This is a genomic window from Ensifer sp. M14, assembly GCF_003355565.1.
Lineage (GTDB): Bacteria > Pseudomonadota > Alphaproteobacteria > Rhizobiales > Rhizobiaceae > Ensifer.
This window is the reverse complement of record NZ_QJNR01000004.1, coordinates 759,316-775,285: the sequence shown is the minus strand read 5'-3', so window position 1 is coordinate 775,285 and position 15,970 is coordinate 759,316. Positions and strand designations below refer to the sequence as shown.

General features: G+C 62.0%; 17 protein-coding genes. 11 read left to right on the top strand and 6 right to left on the bottom strand.

Annotated elements, in window-relative coordinates; genetic code table 11:
• The first annotated feature begins 326 nt into the window (after window positions 1–326).
• Window positions 327–731, top strand: coding sequence for a DUF2794 domain-containing protein (locus BLJAPNOD_RS03770; RefSeq protein ID WP_199565885.1), 405 nt, complete (start codon window positions 327–329; stop codon window positions 729–731).
• Between the two features lie 81 nt (window positions 732–812).
• Here the strand turns inward: BLJAPNOD_RS03770 and BLJAPNOD_RS03765 are convergent, their stop codons facing one another.
• From BLJAPNOD_RS03765 to BLJAPNOD_RS03750, 4 genes are all read right to left on the bottom strand, one after another.
• A complete protein-coding gene (locus tag BLJAPNOD_RS03765) occupies window positions 813–1,370 on the bottom strand; it encodes a GNAT family N-acetyltransferase (RefSeq protein ID WP_115421117.1) in 558 nt (185 codons plus the stop codon).
• A 120-nt stretch (window positions 1,371–1,490) separates the two neighbouring features.
• Window positions 1,491–2,228: a Bax inhibitor-1/YccA family protein gene (locus BLJAPNOD_RS03760; RefSeq protein WP_077500863.1), complete on the bottom strand. Its 738-nt coding sequence runs from the start codon at window positions 2,226–2,228 to the stop codon at window positions 1,491–1,493.
• A 226-nt stretch (window positions 2,229–2,454) separates the two neighbouring features.
• Window positions 2,455–5,007 (bottom strand): ABC transporter permease, encoded by a 2,553-nt coding sequence (locus BLJAPNOD_RS03755; RefSeq protein WP_115418950.1) that lies wholly within the window; start codon window positions 5,005–5,007, stop codon window positions 2,455–2,457.
• Complete coding sequence (locus BLJAPNOD_RS03750; protein ID WP_077500946.1) at window positions 5,004–5,729, bottom strand: ABC transporter ATP-binding protein; 726 nt, start codon at window positions 5,727–5,729, stop codon at window positions 5,004–5,006. Before BLJAPNOD_RS03750 ends, BLJAPNOD_RS03755 begins: the two co-directional genes overlap by 4 nt.
• Window positions 5,730–5,796: 67 nt before the next feature.
• Here BLJAPNOD_RS03750 and BLJAPNOD_RS03745 point away from each other — a divergent pair, with 67 nt between their 5' ends.
• A complete protein-coding gene (locus BLJAPNOD_RS03745) occupies window positions 5,797–6,438 on the top strand; it encodes an arylesterase (protein ID WP_115418949.1) in 642 nt (213 codons plus the stop codon).
• Between the two features lie 114 nt (window positions 6,439–6,552).
• Window positions 6,553–7,143, top strand: a complete 591-nt coding sequence (thpR, locus tag BLJAPNOD_RS03740; protein WP_077500866.1) for an RNA 2',3'-cyclic phosphodiesterase — start codon at window positions 6,553–6,555, stop codon at window positions 7,141–7,143.
• Here the strand turns inward: thpR and BLJAPNOD_RS03735 are convergent.
• A complete protein-coding gene (locus tag BLJAPNOD_RS03735; protein ID WP_115421116.1) occupies window positions 7,080–7,556 on the bottom strand; it encodes a low molecular weight protein-tyrosine-phosphatase in 477 nt (158 codons plus the stop codon). The genes thpR and BLJAPNOD_RS03735 overlap by 64 nt on opposite strands.
• A gap of 84 nt (window positions 7,557–7,640) precedes the next feature.
• Here BLJAPNOD_RS03735 and BLJAPNOD_RS03730 point away from each other — a divergent pair, with 84 nt between their 5' ends.
• The 7 genes from BLJAPNOD_RS03730 to BLJAPNOD_RS03700 all read left to right on the top strand — a co-directional run bounded on the left by BLJAPNOD_RS03730 (window position 7,641) and on the right by BLJAPNOD_RS03700 (window position 13,841).
• Complete coding sequence (locus BLJAPNOD_RS03730) at window positions 7,641–7,958, top strand: 4a-hydroxytetrahydrobiopterin dehydratase (RefSeq protein ID WP_115418948.1); 318 nt, start codon at window positions 7,641–7,643, stop codon at window positions 7,956–7,958.
• A 60-nt stretch (window positions 7,959–8,018) separates the two neighbouring features.
• Complete coding sequence (locus BLJAPNOD_RS03725; RefSeq protein ID WP_115418947.1) at window positions 8,019–8,396, top strand: YkvA family protein; 378 nt, start codon at window positions 8,019–8,021, stop codon at window positions 8,394–8,396.
• A gap of 409 nt (window positions 8,397–8,805) precedes the next feature.
• The gene (locus BLJAPNOD_RS03720) at window positions 8,806–9,309 is read left to right on the top strand and encodes an invasion associated locus B family protein (RefSeq protein ID WP_025425200.1); all 504 of its coding nucleotides are present in this window, start codon (window positions 8,806–8,808) and stop codon (window positions 9,307–9,309) included.
• A 231-nt stretch (window positions 9,310–9,540) separates the two neighbouring features.
• Window positions 9,541–10,776, top strand: coding sequence for a 23S rRNA (adenine(2503)-C(2))-methyltransferase RlmN (rlmN, locus tag BLJAPNOD_RS03715; protein WP_077500948.1), 1,236 nt, complete (start codon window positions 9,541–9,543; stop codon window positions 10,774–10,776).
• 215 nt (window positions 10,777–10,991) lie between these two features.
• Window positions 10,992–11,945 carry an ABC transporter substrate-binding protein gene (locus BLJAPNOD_RS03710; RefSeq protein WP_077500869.1) on the top strand — a complete coding sequence of 318 codons (954 nt, stop codon included), beginning with the start codon at window positions 10,992–10,994 and terminating at the stop codon, window positions 11,943–11,945.
• A gap of 226 nt (window positions 11,946–12,171) precedes the next feature.
• Window positions 12,172–13,050: an ABC transporter permease gene (locus BLJAPNOD_RS03705; RefSeq protein ID WP_115418946.1), complete on the top strand. Its 879-nt coding sequence runs from the start codon at window positions 12,172–12,174 to the stop codon at window positions 13,048–13,050.
• Window positions 13,047–13,841 carry an ABC transporter ATP-binding protein gene (locus BLJAPNOD_RS03700; protein ID WP_115418945.1) on the top strand — a complete coding sequence of 265 codons (795 nt, stop codon included), beginning with the start codon at window positions 13,047–13,049 and terminating at the stop codon, window positions 13,839–13,841. The genes BLJAPNOD_RS03705 and BLJAPNOD_RS03700 overlap by 4 nt, the downstream gene beginning before the upstream one ends.
• Before the next feature lie 45 nt (window positions 13,842–13,886).
• Here BLJAPNOD_RS03700 and BLJAPNOD_RS03695 read toward each other — a convergent pair whose 3' ends face one another.
• The gene (locus BLJAPNOD_RS03695) at window positions 13,887–14,528 is read right to left on the bottom strand and encodes a LysE family translocator (protein ID WP_115418944.1); all 642 of its coding nucleotides are present in this window, start codon (window positions 14,526–14,528) and stop codon (window positions 13,887–13,889) included.
• A 175-nt stretch (window positions 14,529–14,703) separates the two neighbouring features.
• Here BLJAPNOD_RS03695 and BLJAPNOD_RS03690 point away from each other — a divergent pair, with 175 nt between their 5' ends.
• On the top strand, window positions 14,704–15,921 hold the full coding sequence (locus tag BLJAPNOD_RS03690; RefSeq protein WP_077500872.1) for an argininosuccinate synthase: 1,218 nt from the start codon (window positions 14,704–14,706) through the stop codon (window positions 15,919–15,921).
• Window positions 15,922–15,970: the final 49 nt, after the last annotated feature.

Genomic DNA, 15,970 nt, shown 5'->3' with positions numbered 1-15,970 from the left:
CTTGACGCGCGGCGCTTTAGGGGTGGTTCGGCCCGGCAGCATCGAGGGGCTGGGGCTGAGGGTTCGAAGTTACCGGACCGAACCGGCCATGACTGCGTTCTTTGAAGGTCACGCAGCATGACGATCTGAACGGACATACGGTGGCAACGACTCTGTCCGTCAGCGCCCGCGAGTTTTGCGGTGAATTGGGGCGCCGATTTGACTGAAATGGGGCAGAGGCAAGAAATGCCGTCTGCGTCCAGCGGCGCCGGCTGCTTCCGGCTTGCTTTTCGGCTCGTGTCAGGCAAACTGTTATCGTTCTGTCACAACAGAAGGCCGGATTGCCGATGACCGATGAGCCGGATTTGCCGCGAGGCGAGGCGCGACATCAGCGCCAGACCGCGTCCGAAGTGGTCGTTGATCTCTCGGAATACAAGAACGCCCGGAACGCTCCTCCCATCACCTTCCATCGCCGCGAACTCGACCAGATCCTGTGGGTCTACGGCCGTATGGTCGGCGAAGGCGAATGGCGCGACTACGCCATCGACCACCTGAAGGATCGGGCCGTCTTCTCCGTGTTCAAGCGATCGGGTGAGATGCCGCTTTACCGCATCGAGAAAAACCCGAAGCTCGCTGCCAAGCAGGGTGCGTTTAGCGTGCTCAACGTCCACGGCACTATTCTGAAACGCGGGCAGGAACTCGGACAGGTGCTGAAGGTCTTCGACAAGGTGCTGAAGCTGATCGAAACCTGAGAGACCGTTTGGACGTCAGCCGGATAACAGGAGGGCGGATTTAAGGACGAGTGTCGCCAGAGGCTATGACAAGGCCCGTTCTCAGCCCTGATAAAGCGTATCCGGGTAGGCGCCCTCAGACGGATCGCTCGTCGAGCCCGCGCCAAGCGCCAGTTGCATGATCGCAGTATCGAGCCAGCGCCCGTGCTTGAAGCCTGTCGCCTTCATCAATCCCTGAACTTCGAAGCCAACAGAGCGGTGGACAGCGATCGATGCAGGATGAGCGCCGCCGATGACCGCCACCATCTGTCGAAATCCAAGCGCCGTGCAGCGCTCGACAAGGTGGACGAGCAGCGTCTTGCCGGCCCCCTTCCCCCGCGCCGACGGCGCCAGGTAGATCGAATCTTCGACGAGGAAGCGGTAGGCAGCGCGCGTGCGAAAGGCGGAGGCATACGCGTAGCCGACGATCGTGCCCGCCGCGTCGGTCGCAACGATATAGGGATAACCGTGGCTGGCGATGGTCGCGAAGCGCGTCGCCATCTCCGCCTCCGAGGGAGGCACGATCTCGTAGGTCGCCACACCGTTCAGAACGGATTCGCGATAGATCTCGGTAATAGCGGGCAGATCGGTGGCGGTGGCGTCGCGCAAGGTGAGGGGCATGGGCAGATCTTGAAGGTTCGATTTTCCCATTCAGTCACATGGATCGCACCGGTCGATCAAGTCCTTTCCGCACAACAAAAAAGGCGGCCGAAGCCGCCTTTTCCGTCTGTACATTCAAGCTTAGTTGTTCCGGTTGCCCATGAACTGCAGCATGAACATGAACAGGTTGATGAAGTCGAGGTAGAGCGTCAGCGCGCCCATGATCGCCTTGCGGCCGGCCACGGTGCTGTCGTCGGCATCGTAGTACATTTCCTTGATCTTCTGCGTGTCGTAGGCGGTGAGGCCTGCGAAGATCAGCACGCCGATCACCGAGATCGCGAAGCCGAGCGCCGAAGAGGCGAGGAAGATGTTGACGATCGACGCGATGATGACGCCGAACAGACCCATGATCAGGAACGAGCCCATGCCGGACAGGTCCTTCTTCGTGGTGTAGCCGTAGAGCGACAGAGCACCGAAGGAGGCGGCGGTGACGAAGAACGTCTGCACGATGCTCTGGCCGGTGAAGACCATGAAGATCGACGACAGCGAAACGCCCATCAGCGCCGCATAGACCCAGAACGTCATCTGCGCGGCAGAAACGCTCATGCTATTGATGCGGAAGCTCATGAAGAACACGAGACCCAGCGGAGCCAGCATGACGACCCATTTCAGGGGCGAAGCATAAAGAAGTTGGGCGAATGCCGGATTGGAGACGGCAAGCGCGAATGTTCCGTAAGCTGCCAGGCCGGTGATCGCCAGGCCGAGGGCCATCAGGTTGTAGACCTTCAGCATATAGGTGCGAAGGCCTTCGTCGATCATGGCACCCGCCTGCGCGCCGGCAGGCGACATTCGGGTTTGGTAGTTTCTCAGATCAGCCATTGTTTCCTCATTTAAGCCCCGGTTGAACTTACGGTGTCGGGCGGATGACCTCAGACCCAACGAGAGGTCGCCATCCCATGCCCAGGCGCCGCTGCGGGGCTCCAGCATGCCTGTGGATAAATATGATGCCGAAAGCCTTTGGGTACAAGACCTTTGGCCCCCTGATTCGGTACAGCCTTAGCGTTTATGGCCTTGCAGGACAGGGATTTACGGTTAACTTCGCCGGTCAAAGCTCCCGCAGAACCGGCGCCGCCTTCTGGCCCAGCACACGCCAGGTACCTGCAAGCCCGATGCCGACCGTCATCACCAGCGCGATGACAACAGTCGCGACGGCGACATCCGGCAGGAAACTCGACGGCAGCTTCATGATCCGGCTGACGACGAACCAGGCGGAAACACCGCCGGCAAACAGCGCAAAAACCGCGGTTGCAAGGCCAAGGATGATGTATTCGTAGCTGAAGGCACGGATCAGCGTGGTGCGCGTGGCGCCGAGCGTCTTCAGCACCACGGCATCGTGGATGCGTGCCCTGTTGCCGGCGGCAAGCGCACCGGCCAGCACCAGCACGGACGCGACGAGGGCCACGGCCGCAGCGGCCCGGATCGCCGTTGCCAGCTGCCCGAGAAGCGCGTTCACAATGTCGAGAGCGTCCTTCACCCGCACGCTGGTGATCGTCGGATAGGCGTTCGTGACCGCCTTCAGGACCGTCGCCTCTTCCTCGGGCGTCGCACCGGGATCGATCACCGTTGCCAGCCAGGCATGCGGCGCGCCGGCAAAGGTGTTCGGCGAGAACACCATCACGAAATTGATCGACAGCGATTCCCATTCGACATTGCGGAAGTTGGCGATCCTGGCGGTGATGTTGCGGCCGAGCACGTTGACCGTCACCATATCGCCGATCTTCAGTCCGAGTTCACCCGCCTCTTCCGCCGAGAACGACACCAGCGGCTCGCCGCTGTAATCGGGCGCCCACCAGCTGCCTTCGGCAAGCGTCGAATTCTCGGGTTTGTTCTTGGCATAGGTGATGCCGCGGTCGCCGCGCAGCACCCATTGGCCGCTCGGCGGCACGTTGCGGGCGTTCACGTCCTCGCCGTTGAAGGCGATGATGCGGCCGCGCAGCATCGGCACCTCGATGACCTTGCCGTCAGGCATCGCGCCCTCGAGCAGGGTGCGGAACCCTTCGATTTCGCTTCCCTGGATGTCGACGAAGAAGAAGTTGGGCGCACGCTCGGCCATGCTGCCAGTCAACTCGCGCCGCAGATTGCCGTCGATCAGCGCAAGCGTGACGAGGAGCGCAAGGCCGAGGCCGAGCGACAGCACCACCGAGGGCGTGAGCGCCCCTGGCCGATGGATGTTGCCGATCGCCAGCCGCAACGCCGGAGAACTGACCCGCGGACTGCGGCGCGCAAGCCAGGAAATCAGCAGCGAAACGGCACGCAGAACGATGAATGCAAAGGCGATCGCACCGAGGAAGACCAGCGAGATGTAGCGGTCATAGGCGGTGAAGATGGCAAGCCCCGCCAGCGCGCCGAGGCAGGCGAGCGCACCGGTGAGATACGGCCAGGCGGGAAAGCCCGAGGGATCGAAGCCCTGCTGGCGAAAGAGCGCCGTTGCCGGAATGCCACGTGCCCGGCCGAGCGGCAGGATGGCAAAAGCAAGTGCCGTCAGCACGCCGAAAAGAGCGGCGATGCCGAGTGCACCGGGATAGAGACGGAATTCGGTCGAAATCGGCAACAGGTCGGCCAGGAACTGTGCGGCAACGAAGGGGATGAGCGCGCCGAGAACAAGCCCGATCGCAATGCCGATCAGCGCGATCAGCAGGATCTGCGCAAGATAGATCATCGCCACCAGCGAGGCTGGCGCGCCAAGGCACTTGAAGGTGGCGATAACGCTGCGTTTCTGATCGAGATAGGCGCGCACGGCATTGGCAACACCAACGCCGCCGACGATCAGGGCCGTCAGGCCCACAAGCGTCAGGAATTGAGAGAAGCGGGTGATATTGGCCGTCAGTGACGGGGCGGCGTTGGAGCTGGTACGGATCGACCAGCCTGCCGCGGGAAAACGCTTCTCGGCATCAGTCCGCACAACGGCCACCTGCGCCGGATCGCTGACTTTCACCTTGTAACCGTGCTCGACCAGACTTCCCGTCTGCACCAGACCCGACGCGTTGAGCGCCTCATCCGAAACCATCAACCGCGGCGCAAAGCCGAAACCATCGGAGAGCGCATCCGGCTCGCGCACGATCGTGCCCGAAATCCTGATGCGGGCATTGCCGAGCAGGATCTCGTCGCCAACGGAAATGCCAAGACGGTCGAGCAACAAGGGGGCGGCGACAGCCCCGAAACCGTCGCCCTGTCGCGCCAGCAAGTCAGCAAGCGGCTGATCCGGCTGACTTTCGAGCTTGCCGTAGAGCGGATAGACCGAATCGACAGCCTTCAACTCCACTAGCGCCTGGTTTGAGCCATCGGGCAAACGTGCCATCGAGCGCAGTCCCGCTGAAACCGAGACCGGGCCTAGTCCGTCGAGGAACGCACGCTCGTCAGTCGTCGCCACGCGATTGTTGAGTTCGAATCGAATGTCGCCGGCAAGCAGCCCCTGCCCCTGCGACGCGATCGTCGCGGTGATCGATTGCGATAGCGAGTTGACCCCGGCGATCGCAGCCGTGCCGAGCGCGATGCAGGCGAGGAAGATATAGAACCCCTTGAGGCCGCCGCGCATTTCGCGCAGCGCCAGCCGCAGGGCGAGCATCGGACGCAACCGGATCGAAGCTGCCTCGCTCATGCGGATGCCGCTTCCTGGCGTGGCGTTCCGGCGATCGGTTCGGGCGCGCCGCTGGAAATGATCTCGCCGGAGCGCACCCGCACCTGCCGCGAGCAACGGGCGGCCAGCGCCGCGTCATGGGTGACGAGCACGAGTGTCATGCCACGGTCACGCTGTTCGGCGAAAAGCAGATCGGCGATCTGCCGGCCCGTTTCGGCGTCGAGATTGCCGGTCGGTTCGTCGGCGATCAGCAGTTTCGGCGACGGCGCAAGCGCGCGGGCGATCGCCACGCGCTGCTGCTCGCCGCCGGAGAGCTGGCCGGGATAGTGGCTGAGCCGCTCGCCGAGGCCGACTGCGACGAGTTCCTTGCGCGCGATGTCGAAGGCGCCGGGAACATTGGCAAGCTCCAGCGGCACGGCAACGTTTTCGAGCGCCGTCATGTTGGGGATGAGGTGAAAGGACTGGAAGACGATGCCGATGTTGCGCCCGCGGAAATCGGCCACCCGGTCCTCGCTCAGCCGATGCAGCGGCGTACCGTCGATGACGATCTCGCCGCGATCCAGCCGTTCGAGACCGGCGAGCACCATGAGCAGTGTCGACTTGCCCGAACCGGAAGGCCCTACGATGCCGACGGACTCTCCCGCATTTATGGTCAGGCTCATGCCTTTCAGCACATGCACCGAGGCTGCGGCCTCTCCGAGGGTGAGGTCGGCATTTTTGAGCTCGATGATGGTACTGGCCAAGCGAAATAACCCTATATGAAACGGAAAGAGAAAAAGAAAACGGCTCCCGCGATTTAGGAACAGACCCATGGCATTAAAAGGTTTTCAACGGTTTTTCTTGGGGCTCGCAATGACAATTGCGTTATCGGCACCGGCAAGCGCCGAAACGATCAGCCTCGTCGGCTTCGGCGACAGCCTGATGGCAGGCTACCAGCTGCCGCCGGAGGATGCCTTTCCGGCCCGACTTGAAAAGGCGCTGAAGGAAAAGGGTCTCGATGTCACTGTGGCCAACGCCGGCGTTTCCGGCGACACCAGTTCCGGCGGCCTTGCCCGCATCGACTGGTCGATACCCGACGGCACCAGGGGCGTCATTCTCGAGCTTGGCGCCAACGACGCGCTGCGCGGCATCCCGCCGGAAGAAACCCGCAAGAACATCGAGGCGATGATCGCACGGCTGAAGGAACGCAGCATCGGCGTGCTGCTTGCCGGCATGATGGCGCCGCCGAACATGGGCGCCGACTACGCCGCCCGCTTCAACCCGATCTATCCGGAACTCGCACAGAAATACGGGCTCGAACTCTACCCCTTCTTCCTCGATGGCGTGGTCACCGACGCGGCACTCAAGCTCGAAGACGGCATGCATCCCAATGGCGACGGCGTCGGCATGATGGTCGAAAAGGCACTGCCCACGGTCGAACGTTTCCTTGCAACATTGGCAAAGGCGGAGTGAACAAATCATCCACAGTTAAGAGAGTGTTAATATTCGCAAGCGTCAAATAGTAGTTGCCTGCAGACTCGATGCGTGATTCGCTGAGACATCTGCAAGAGATTCGGGGAGCTCGCCATGCCGAGACTATTCACCGCCCTCGAAATTCCGCGCAATGTTGCGATGAGTCTTTCATTGCTGCGCGGAGGTCTTCCCGGAGCTCGCTGGATCGATGTGGAGAACTACCACATCACCTTGCGCTTTATTGGTGACGTCGACTGGCGCACCGCAGACGAGATCATCGACAAGCTCGACCGGATCGAAAGACCGGAGTTCCAGCTCCAACTCACCGGCACCGGTGCCTTCGGCTCGAAGAAACCGCATTCCGTCTGGGCCGGGGTCAGCAATCACCCGGAAATGTACGCGCTGCAGGCCGAAATCGAGCGCATCTGCCAGAGGCTCAGGCTGCCTGCGGATCCGCGCAAGTTCACGCCGCATGTCACGCTTGCAAGGCTGCGCTCCAGCCGCGTCGAGGATGTGGTCGAATATCTCTCCGGCCGCGGCAACTTCATGGCCTCGCCCTTCACCGTTTCACGCTTCGTGCTGTTGTCGTCACGCGATTCGGTCGGCGGTGGCCCCTACCTCACCGAAGAGGTATTTCCGCTTCACGAAGCCCGCTCTTCGAGCCTGTCGAGCAACGACGAGCATCCGGCTTCCAACATCTGGTAGAGCCGTTCGAACGCTTCGGAACCGTCATAATTGGGATCAGGAACGTCCTGGTCCCGCCCCGAAGCGTAAGCGAGAAACAGGTCGACTTTGCCGTCCAGACCGGCCGGCGCGATCTGGCGAAGGGTGCTGACGTTTTCTCCATCCATGCCGAGAATGAGATCGAAAGCCTCAAAGTCGGCCTTCGAAACCTTGCGCCCGCGAAGCCCCGCAATATCGATACCGTGGCGGCGTGCCGCCTCGATCGACCGGCGGTCCGGCGGATCGCCGATATGCCATGCGCCCGTGCCCGCCGAATCGACGGTGATCTGCGACGCCAGCCCTTGCCGTGCGGCGCATGCGCGAAACACGCCTTCGGCCAGCGGTGAACGGCAGATATTGCCGAGACAAACAAAAAGAACTCGGATCGGTTTCATGCTATCCATTTCAAGGAGATAGGGGCAGGTCGACATATACGCGGCCATGCAGCCTTCGAACAGGGATTGAGTTGGGAGGAATGGATGAGGCCGGAGAAACTCGACGAGGCGACGATCGCCGAGAATTTGCACAAGATGGAAGGGTGGGTCAGGGCTGAAGACGGCGCCTCGATCTGGAAGGCTTTTCGCTTCAAGAATTTCGTCGAGGCCTTCGGCTTCATGACGGAGATGGCGATCGTTGCCGAAAAGCTCGATCACCACCCGGAATGGTTCAACGTCTACAATCGCGTCGACGTCACGCTGACGACGCACGACGCGAGCGGCCTGACGGATCTCGACTTCAAGCTGGCCACCAGAATGGACAAGGCAGCGGCGGGTCGTATGCCGGACCATTTGAAATAGATTTGAAATGGGTCTGGCACTTCCCATATTGTGGAGCGTTGCAACATCGGAAACGAGGCGATGGACGACGTAAAGATTGGTGAAATTCTCCTGCCCGGCGAAGAATCCGAACAGGAGCGCAGGGAAAAGCGCGTCAAGCGGCGCTTCTGGCCGACCTTTCGTCGCGCCGCCCGCCAGATACCGTTCAGCCGCGAACTCGTCGCCGCCTATTACTGCGCCATCGACCCGAAGACCCCGACGCGCACGCGCGGCATCCTGCTGGCGGCGCTCGCCTATTTCGTGCTGCCGCTCGATTTCCTCCCCGATTTCCTCGCCGTCGTCGGCTTTTCCGATGACGTCGCGGTTCTGACCGCCGCCTTCGCCGCCATCAGCGGGCAGATCAAGGAAGCCCACTACCTCAAGGCCGACGAAACGCTGGCCGACAATCCCGAGGAATGACTGCGGGAAACGCGGTGTATTCGCAACTGCGCCGTATTCCTGCCCAAAAGTCAAACTCTTGCCCGATTCTTTGTGGCATAGACATTTCAGGATGGCGCGCGTCGAAACGTCTTGGTTGAGGCGAAGCGTTGTCTGGAATGGCTTGGGGCAGGAAACTATCCGAGAGAGCGATCTGAGGCGACGACCATTCGACGCCGTAGGAGCGCCTCGAAAAATCGACGGACGGCAGATCTGCGGATGCGGTTGCGAAGCCCAGAAATGCTTCGTTTCGGGGCTGGAACCAGCGGATTTTGGCCCTCGTTGACGGTTTGGTAACCTGAATTAAGTCACAACAAATGAAATCATGACTACGCGTCGCCCGTCTGACCTGTTTCGGGTGATCGAAAAGCAAGAAAAGCGGCAGGACCTCATGTTTGTAAGAAAGATCGCAACCGCAATCGCACTCGTTCTGGCAACCGCCAGCATGGCTGCCGCCCAGTCTCCGACGCGCATCCAGCAGTTCAACGCCTGGGGCGCCTATTCCTACAATTCCGGCGGCGGCAAGGTTTGCTATGTCCTGTCGGTTCCGAAGGAAAAGAGCCCTGCTGGCGTCGACCACGGCGACATCTTCTTCCTGGTTTCCCAGCGCCCCGGCCAGAACATCAGCTATGAGCCGCAGGCGATGATGGGCTATCCGCTGCAGGAGAACTCCAAGGTCAACGTCGTCATCGACGGCCGCACCTTCGTGATGTTCACCAAGGGCAACTCCGCCTGGGTCGAGAACGCGGCTGAAGAGCCGGCGCTCGTCGCAGCGATGAAGACCGGTAAGGCCATGTCGGTCAACGCCAAGTCCCGCAAGGGAACCACGACCACCTACGCCTATTCGCTGTCGGGCATTTCGGCTGCGCTGAAGCAGATCGAAGCCTGCAAGTAAGCCTTCGCCTCCATGGCGAGGATGAGGCCGGCGCTCGACGCCGGCCTTTTTGCATTCAAGATCGACTGCGCGTGACTCCGGGCCAAAACAATGCTAAAGCCCCGGCAAATTCAGAGCCCCCGCGCCCCAATGGCCGCGCTTGAAGGCTCGACCGATTTCAATTCGAGCATCAGGACAATCTCCGGACCCCTTCTCCGGACGGGCGTTTTCTGTACGACAGGACACCAGAGCATGGCAGCCACTGAAATCTTGAACCGGGTGGATACCGTCAAGGCACCGCAGGCACGCAGCGCGCCGCAAGCCGAGAAGCCTTCGCTGATCGGGCTCTTGCGCGAGGACATGGCCAAGGCGCTGGTCGAAAAGGGCGTTCCCGAGCGTCAGGTGAAGATGCGGGTCAGCCAGCTGTGGCACTGGCTCTATGTGCGCGGCGTTTCCGATTTCGACGAGATGCTCAACGTCTCCAAGGACATGCGCGAGATGCTGAAGCAGCATTTCACCATCGCCCGGCCTGAGATCGTCGAGGAGCAGACATCGGGCGACGGCACCCGCAAGTGGCTGCTGCGCTTTCCCGCCCGTGGCGCCGGCCGCCCTGTCGAGATCGAAACGGTCTACATCCCCGAGGAAGGCCGCGGCACGCTGTGCATTTCCAGCCAGGTCGGCTGCACGCTCACCTGTTCCTTCTGTCACACCGGCACGCAGAAGCTGGTGCGCAACCTGACGGCCGAAGAAATCCTGGCGCAGCTGCTGCTGGCGCGCGACCGGCTCGGCGATTTCCCCGAGCGCGACACACCCCAGGGCGCGATCGTGCCGGCCGAAGGCCGCAAGATTACCAACGTCGTCATGATGGGCATGGGCGAGCCGCTCTACAATTTCGAAGAGGTCAAGACTGCGCTTTTGATCGCCTCCGACGGCGAGGGCCTGTCGCTCTCCAAGCGCCGCATCACGCTGTCGACCTCCGGCATCGTGCCCGAAATCTACAGGACCGGCGACGAGATCGGCGTCATGCTGGCGATCTCGCTGCACGCCGTTCGCGACGACCTGCGCGACATGCTGGTGCCGATCAACAAGAAGTATCCGCTGAAGGAACTGATGGACGCCTGCCGCGCCTATCCCGGCCTATCGAACGCCCGGCGCATCACCTTCGAATATGTGATGCTGAAGGACGTCAACGACAGCCTCGAGGACGCCAAGGAACTGATCAAGCTCCTGAAGGGCGTGCCGGCGAAGATCAACCTCATCCCGTTCAACCCCTGGCCGGGCACCAATTACCAGTGTTCCGACTGGGAGCAGATCGAGAAGTTTGCCGACTTCATCAACCAGGCCGGCTACGCCTCGCCGATCCGCACGCCGCGCGGCCGCGACATCCTTGCCGCCTGCGGCCAGCTGAAGTCCGAGTCCGAGCGCATGCGCAAGGTCGACCGCCTCGCCTTCGAAGCGATGATGATCGCCAATCACGGCGAGGACTGAGGCACGAGAGACGTGCGACGTGTTCCTTCGCGCGCACGTCACGTTTCACGCCTTAAAGACGATCGCAACATCTTCGGATTGTGTCGATCCGCGCCGCCGCAACCGCAGGCATGTCGCGATCGATGAAGAACTTTGATGGGTGATGCAATTCCTATCGATTGATTTCATGGTCCCGGTTTCCTAAGAAAGCGGGCAATCAATCCAGGAGGACACCCATGCGCTCACTTCTCATCGCCCTAGCCGCCACGGTGGCATTTACCCTGCCTGCACGCGCCGATGAGGTGACAGTCGCCGTAACCGCGATCGTCGAACATCCGGCTCTCGATGCCGCGCGCGACGGTGTGAAGGATGCGCTGAAGGCTGCCGGCTACAAGGAAGGCGAGAACCTCAAGTTCCTCTACGAGTCGGCCCAGGGCAACCCGGCAACCGCCGCGCAGATCGCCCGCCAGTTCGCCGGCGAAGCGCCAAACGTCATCGTCCCGATCTCCACCCCGTCTGCCCAGGCCGTCGTTTCCTCGACGCGCGACATTCCTGTCGTCTTCACCGCCGTGTCCGACCCGATCGGCGCACAGCTGGTCAAGGACATGGACAAGCCGGGCGGCAACGTCACCGGCCTTTCCGACATGTCGCCGGTCGCCGAGCACGTCGCACTGATCAAGGAAATCCTGCCGAACGTCAAGTCGATCGGCTATCTCTACAACTCCGGCGAAGCCAACTCCGTATCGCTTCTGGCAGTGTTGAAGACGGAAGCTGAAAAGGCCGGCCTCACCGTGGTCGAATCCGCCGCGACGAAGTCCGCCGAAGTCCAGGGTGCTGCCCGCGCGCTCGTCGGCCGTGCCGACGCGATTTACGTCCCGACCGACAACACCATCATCTCCGCCCTCGAAGGTGCCGTTGCCGTGGCTGAGGAAGCCAAGCTGCCGCTCTTCACCGCCGACACGGATTCGGTCTCGCGCGGTTCGCTCGCAGCCCTCGGCTTCAACTACTACGACGTCGGCAAGCAGACCGGCGAAATCGTCGTTCGCATCCTCAAGGGCGAAAACCCGGGTGACATCGCCGTCAAGGTTGCCGCCGGTTCCGACCTGGTGATCAACAAGAAGGCCGCCGAAAAGATGGGCGTCACCCTTCCGGAAAGTGTCGTCAAGCGCGCCACACGCGTTGTCGAATAAGGCTTCGAGCCTTTTCAGGTTCAAGTTTATTGCGTTTTGGCCGCCCTCGTTCCATACGAGGGCGGTTCGTTATGGGAGCACCGCGTTTCGTTCGGTACGCGCAGGCACGCTCTTGAAGTTTGAAGCTGCGCCGACGCCGGATCTCGGGCCGTCATGCGCCAACCGGGGACGCCGCGCCGACATAAAAATCTAAAGGTGCGGCAGGACAAAAAAGAGGGTCGGGGATTTGAGTCAAATCGCTTTATGGGGAGCCGTCGAGCTGGGGCTGGTCTACGCCTTCGTCGCCCTCGGTGTCTTTCTCGCATTCCGGGTTCTCGATTTCCCTGACCTGACGGTCGACGGCTCGTTCCCGCTCGGCGCTGCAGTCACCGCGGTGCTGATCATCGCCGGCGTCAACCCGTGGATCGCGGCCAGCGTCGCCATGGTGGCAGGCGCTGCAGCCGGCATCGTCACGGCGATGCTCAACGTGCGCTTCAAGATCCTCAACCTGCTCGCCTCGATCCTGACGATGATCGCGCTGTTCTCGGTCAATCTGCGCGTCATGGGCAAGCCCAATGTCGCGTTGATCAATGCCGACACGATGCTGTCGCCCTTCTTCGGCCTGGGGCTGCGCGAGTTCTACGTTCGCCCGCTGTTCATCGGCGTCCTCGTGCTCGTTGCCGTCATCGTCGTCTGGCGCTTTCTTGAAAGCGATGCAGGCCTTGCGATGCGCGCGACCGGCGCCAATGCGCGCATGGCCCGCGCCCAGGGCGTCGACACCAACAAGCAGATCTATCTCGGCATGGCGATCTCCAACGCGCTCGTTGCCTTCGGCGGCGCGCTCTTTGCCCAGACCAACGGCTTTGCCGACGTCACATCCGGGGTCGGCACCATCGTCGTTGGCCTTGCCGCCGTCATCATCGGCGAGACGCTGCTTGGCGCCCGCGGCATCCTGATCGCGCTGATCGGCTGCGTGCTCGGCTCGATCCTCTACCGCATCGCGATCCAGCTGGCGCTGTCGACCGACATGCTCGGCCTGCAGGCGTCCGACCTCAATTTTGTCACCGCCGTGCTCGTGACCTTCGCCCTCGTCCTTCCCCGTCTTCGTCGCGGAGGTGCGGCATGATCAGCGTCAAGAACATCCAGGTCGTCTTCGGCAAGGGAACACCGCTGCAGAAGCAGGCGCTGAACGGCGTCGACCTGACGATCGAGCAAGGCTCCTTCGTTACCGTCATCGGCTCCAACGGCGCCGGCAAGTCGACGCTGCTCGGCGTTCTCGCCGGCGACGTGCTGCCGAGTGCCGGCCACGTGACGATCGGCAAGATCGACGTGACCCGCAAGGGTACGGCCGCCCGCGCCGGGCTCGTCGCCCGCGTGTTTCAGGATCCGTTGACGGGCAGCTGTGGCGCCTTGTCGATCGAAGAGAACTTGGCGCTTGCCGCCAAGCGTGGCGAGAAGCGCGGCCTGATGGCAGCGCTCGGGCCGAAACGCCGCGAGCATTTCCGCGAGCGCATTGCCGAACTTAACCTCGGCCTTGAGAACCGCATGGGCGACCGCATGGACCTGCTTTCCGGCGGCCAACGCCAGGCGGTCTCGCTGGTGATGGCGACACTCGCCGGCTCCGAAGTGCTGTTGCTCGATGAACATACCGCAGCCCTCGACCCAGGGATGGCCGAGTTCGTCATGAACCTCACGCAGAAGATCGTGTCGGAACGCAAGCTGACGACGATGATGGTCACCCACTCGATGCGTCAGGCGCTCGACTATGGTCACCGCACCGTCATGCTGCACGGCGGCGAGATCGTGCTCGACGTCGCCGGCGACAGCCGCAAGGAATTGCAGGTCGAGGACCTCATCGCCATGTTCCGCCGCATCCGCGGCCAGACGCTCGACGACGACGCGCTTTTGATCGGCTGACCTGTCGTCGTCCGTGCTGTCGGGGCTTGCCCCGCCGAAAACGCCTTATCGCGCCGTCGCCATGAAGATCTTCGCCGCAAACACCGAAAAAACACCGGCAAAGCTGTAGTCGAGCGCCCGCATGAAACCCCTGTTGCGCTGCAGCCAGGAAGACAGCCAGTCCGCTGTAAACACCACCAGCATGTTCACCGGCATGCCGATGACGATGAACAGTGCGCCCAGGAACAGAAGCTTGCCCGTCACCGACGCATCGTTTGCGCTGACGAACTGTGGCAGGAAGGTCATGAAGAAGATGATGACCTTGGGGTTGAGCAGGTTCACCCAGAACCCCGACGAGATGTTGGAAATGGCCGCGCCGCCGGCGCCATCGACCCTCTTGATCGAAAGCGTCGATCCATGCCGGATGGCCTGGACGGCAAGCCAGAGCAGATAGGCCGCGCCACCGGTCTTCAGCGCCAGAAACGCCGTCGGCGAGGCGGTGATCAACGCCGAGATGCCGAAGGCGACCAGCAGCGTGTGAACGACAATGCCGAAGCTCGTCCCGAGCACCACGAGCAGGGCTGCCTTCTTGCCCTGCGACAGCGCACGGCTGATCGAAAGCGTCATGTCAGGCCCGGGCGTCGCCGCAAGCAGAAGCGTAGCGGCGGCAAAGCCGAACAGCGTTGGCAGGCTGGGAAGGAAGTCCATGTGTGCGATCCCCGGAGACACTCGGTCGCCCCCTCTATTCCGGCACCTCGGCTTTTGCCAGCGGATTCGGCCGTTGCTGTGTTCTTCCGCTTGAATCCAGGCGTGTTCTGGATAAAGTGCCGCAGAATTTCCAAGGCGGCACGCCGCCCTCTCCCAGACCAGACGGACGGAAACCATGGCATCGCATAAAGACGTGAAAAAGGTCGTTCTCGCCTATTCGGGCGGTCTCGACACCTCGATCATCCTGAAGTGGCTGCAGACCGAACTCGGCGCCGAAGTCGTGACGTTTACCGCCGACCTCGGCCAGGGCGAAGAACTGGAGCCGGCGCGCAAGAAGGCCGAGATGCTCGGCATCAAGGAAATCTACGTCGAGGATGTGCGCGAAGAATTCGTCAGGGATTTCGTCTTCCCGATGTTCCGCGCCAACGCCGTCTATGAGGGCGTCTATCTGCTCGGCACCTCCATCGCGCGGCCGCTGATTTCCAAGCACCTGATCGACATCGCCAAGAAGACCGGCGCTGACGCGATCGCGCATGGTGCCACCGGCAAGGGCAACGACCAGGTTCGCTTCGAGCTGTCGGCCTATGCGCTGAACCCCGATATCAAGATCATCGCCCCCTGGCGCGACTGGTCGTTCAAGAGCCGTACCGACCTGCTCGAATTTGCCGAGAAGCACCAGATCCCGGTTGCCAAGGACAAGAAGGGCGAGGCGCCCTTCTCCGTCGACGCCAACCTCTTGCACTCCTCGTCCGAGGGCAAGGTTCTGGAAGACCCGTCGCAGGAAGCTCCTGAATACGTGCACATGCGCACGATCTCGCCGGAAGCGGCTCCCGACAAGGCGACCGTCATCAAGGTCGGCTTCGAGCGCGGTGACGCCGTTTCGATCAACGGCGTGCGCCTGTCGCCGGCAAACCTGCTCGCCAAGCTCAACGACTATGGTCGTGATAACGGCATCGGCCGTCTTGACCTGGTCGAAAACCGCTTCGTCGGCATGAAGTCGCGCGGCGTCTACGAGACCCCCGGCGGCACGATCCTGTTGTCGGCCCACCGCGCGATCGAATCGATTACCCTCGACCGAGGTGCAGCCCACCTTAAGGACGAGCTGATGCCGCGCTACGCCGAGCTGATCTATTACGGCTTCTGGTTCTCGCCGGAGCGCGAGATGCTGCAGGCGGCGATCGACCGGAGCCAGGAGCATGTCGAAGGCGAAGTGACGCTGAAGCTCTACAAGGGCAACGTCATGGTCACCGGCCGCGAAAGCCCGAAGTCGCTCTATTCCGACAAGCTGGTCACGTTCGAGGACGACCAGGGCGCCTACGACCAGAAGGATGCCGCCGGCTTCATCAAGCTGAATGCGCTGCGCCTTCGCACGCTGGCTGCGCGCAACCGCTAAGCGGTAAGCCCCTGACAAGACAAAGCCTCCGCGACCCGGGTCGCGGAGG

Coding starts and splice junctions, on each gene's coding strand:
- BLJAPNOD_RS03760 (WP_077500863.1), bottom strand. CDS start 2,228: ATGGCTGATCTGAGAAACTACCAAACCCGAATGTCGCCTGCCGGCGCG.
- BLJAPNOD_RS03770 (WP_199565885.1), top strand. CDS start 327: ATGACCGATGAGCCGGATTTGCCGCGAGGCGAGGCGCGACATCAGCGC.
- rlmN (WP_077500948.1), top strand. CDS start 9,541: ATGGCAGCCACTGAAATCTTGAACCGGGTGGATACCGTCAAGGCACCG.
- BLJAPNOD_RS03755 (WP_115418950.1), bottom strand. CDS start 5,007: ATGAGCGAGGCAGCTTCGATCCGGTTGCGTCCGATGCTCGCCCTGCGG.
- BLJAPNOD_RS03765 (WP_115421117.1), bottom strand. CDS start 1,370: ATGCCCCTCACCTTGCGCGACGCCACCGCCACCGATCTGCCCGCTATT.
- BLJAPNOD_RS03730 (WP_115418948.1), top strand. CDS start 7,641: ATGAGGCCGGAGAAACTCGACGAGGCGACGATCGCCGAGAATTTGCAC.
- thpR (WP_077500866.1), top strand. CDS start 6,553: ATGCCGAGACTATTCACCGCCCTCGAAATTCCGCGCAATGTTGCGATG.
- BLJAPNOD_RS03690 (WP_077500872.1), top strand. CDS start 14,704: ATGGCATCGCATAAAGACGTGAAAAAGGTCGTTCTCGCCTATTCGGGC.
- BLJAPNOD_RS03745 (WP_115418949.1), top strand. CDS start 5,797: ATGGCATTAAAAGGTTTTCAACGGTTTTTCTTGGGGCTCGCAATGACA.
- BLJAPNOD_RS03700 (WP_115418945.1), top strand. CDS start 13,047: ATGATCAGCGTCAAGAACATCCAGGTCGTCTTCGGCAAGGGAACACCG.
- BLJAPNOD_RS03735 (WP_115421116.1), bottom strand. CDS start 7,556: ATGAAACCGATCCGAGTTCTTTTTGTTTGTCTCGGCAATATCTGCCGT.
- BLJAPNOD_RS03710 (WP_077500869.1), top strand. CDS start 10,992: ATGCGCTCACTTCTCATCGCCCTAGCCGCCACGGTGGCATTTACCCTG.
- BLJAPNOD_RS03725 (WP_115418947.1), top strand. CDS start 8,019: ATGGACGACGTAAAGATTGGTGAAATTCTCCTGCCCGGCGAAGAATCC.
- BLJAPNOD_RS03720 (WP_025425200.1), top strand. CDS start 8,806: ATGTTTGTAAGAAAGATCGCAACCGCAATCGCACTCGTTCTGGCAACC.
- BLJAPNOD_RS03695 (WP_115418944.1), bottom strand. CDS start 14,528: ATGGACTTCCTTCCCAGCCTGCCAACGCTGTTCGGCTTTGCCGCCGCT.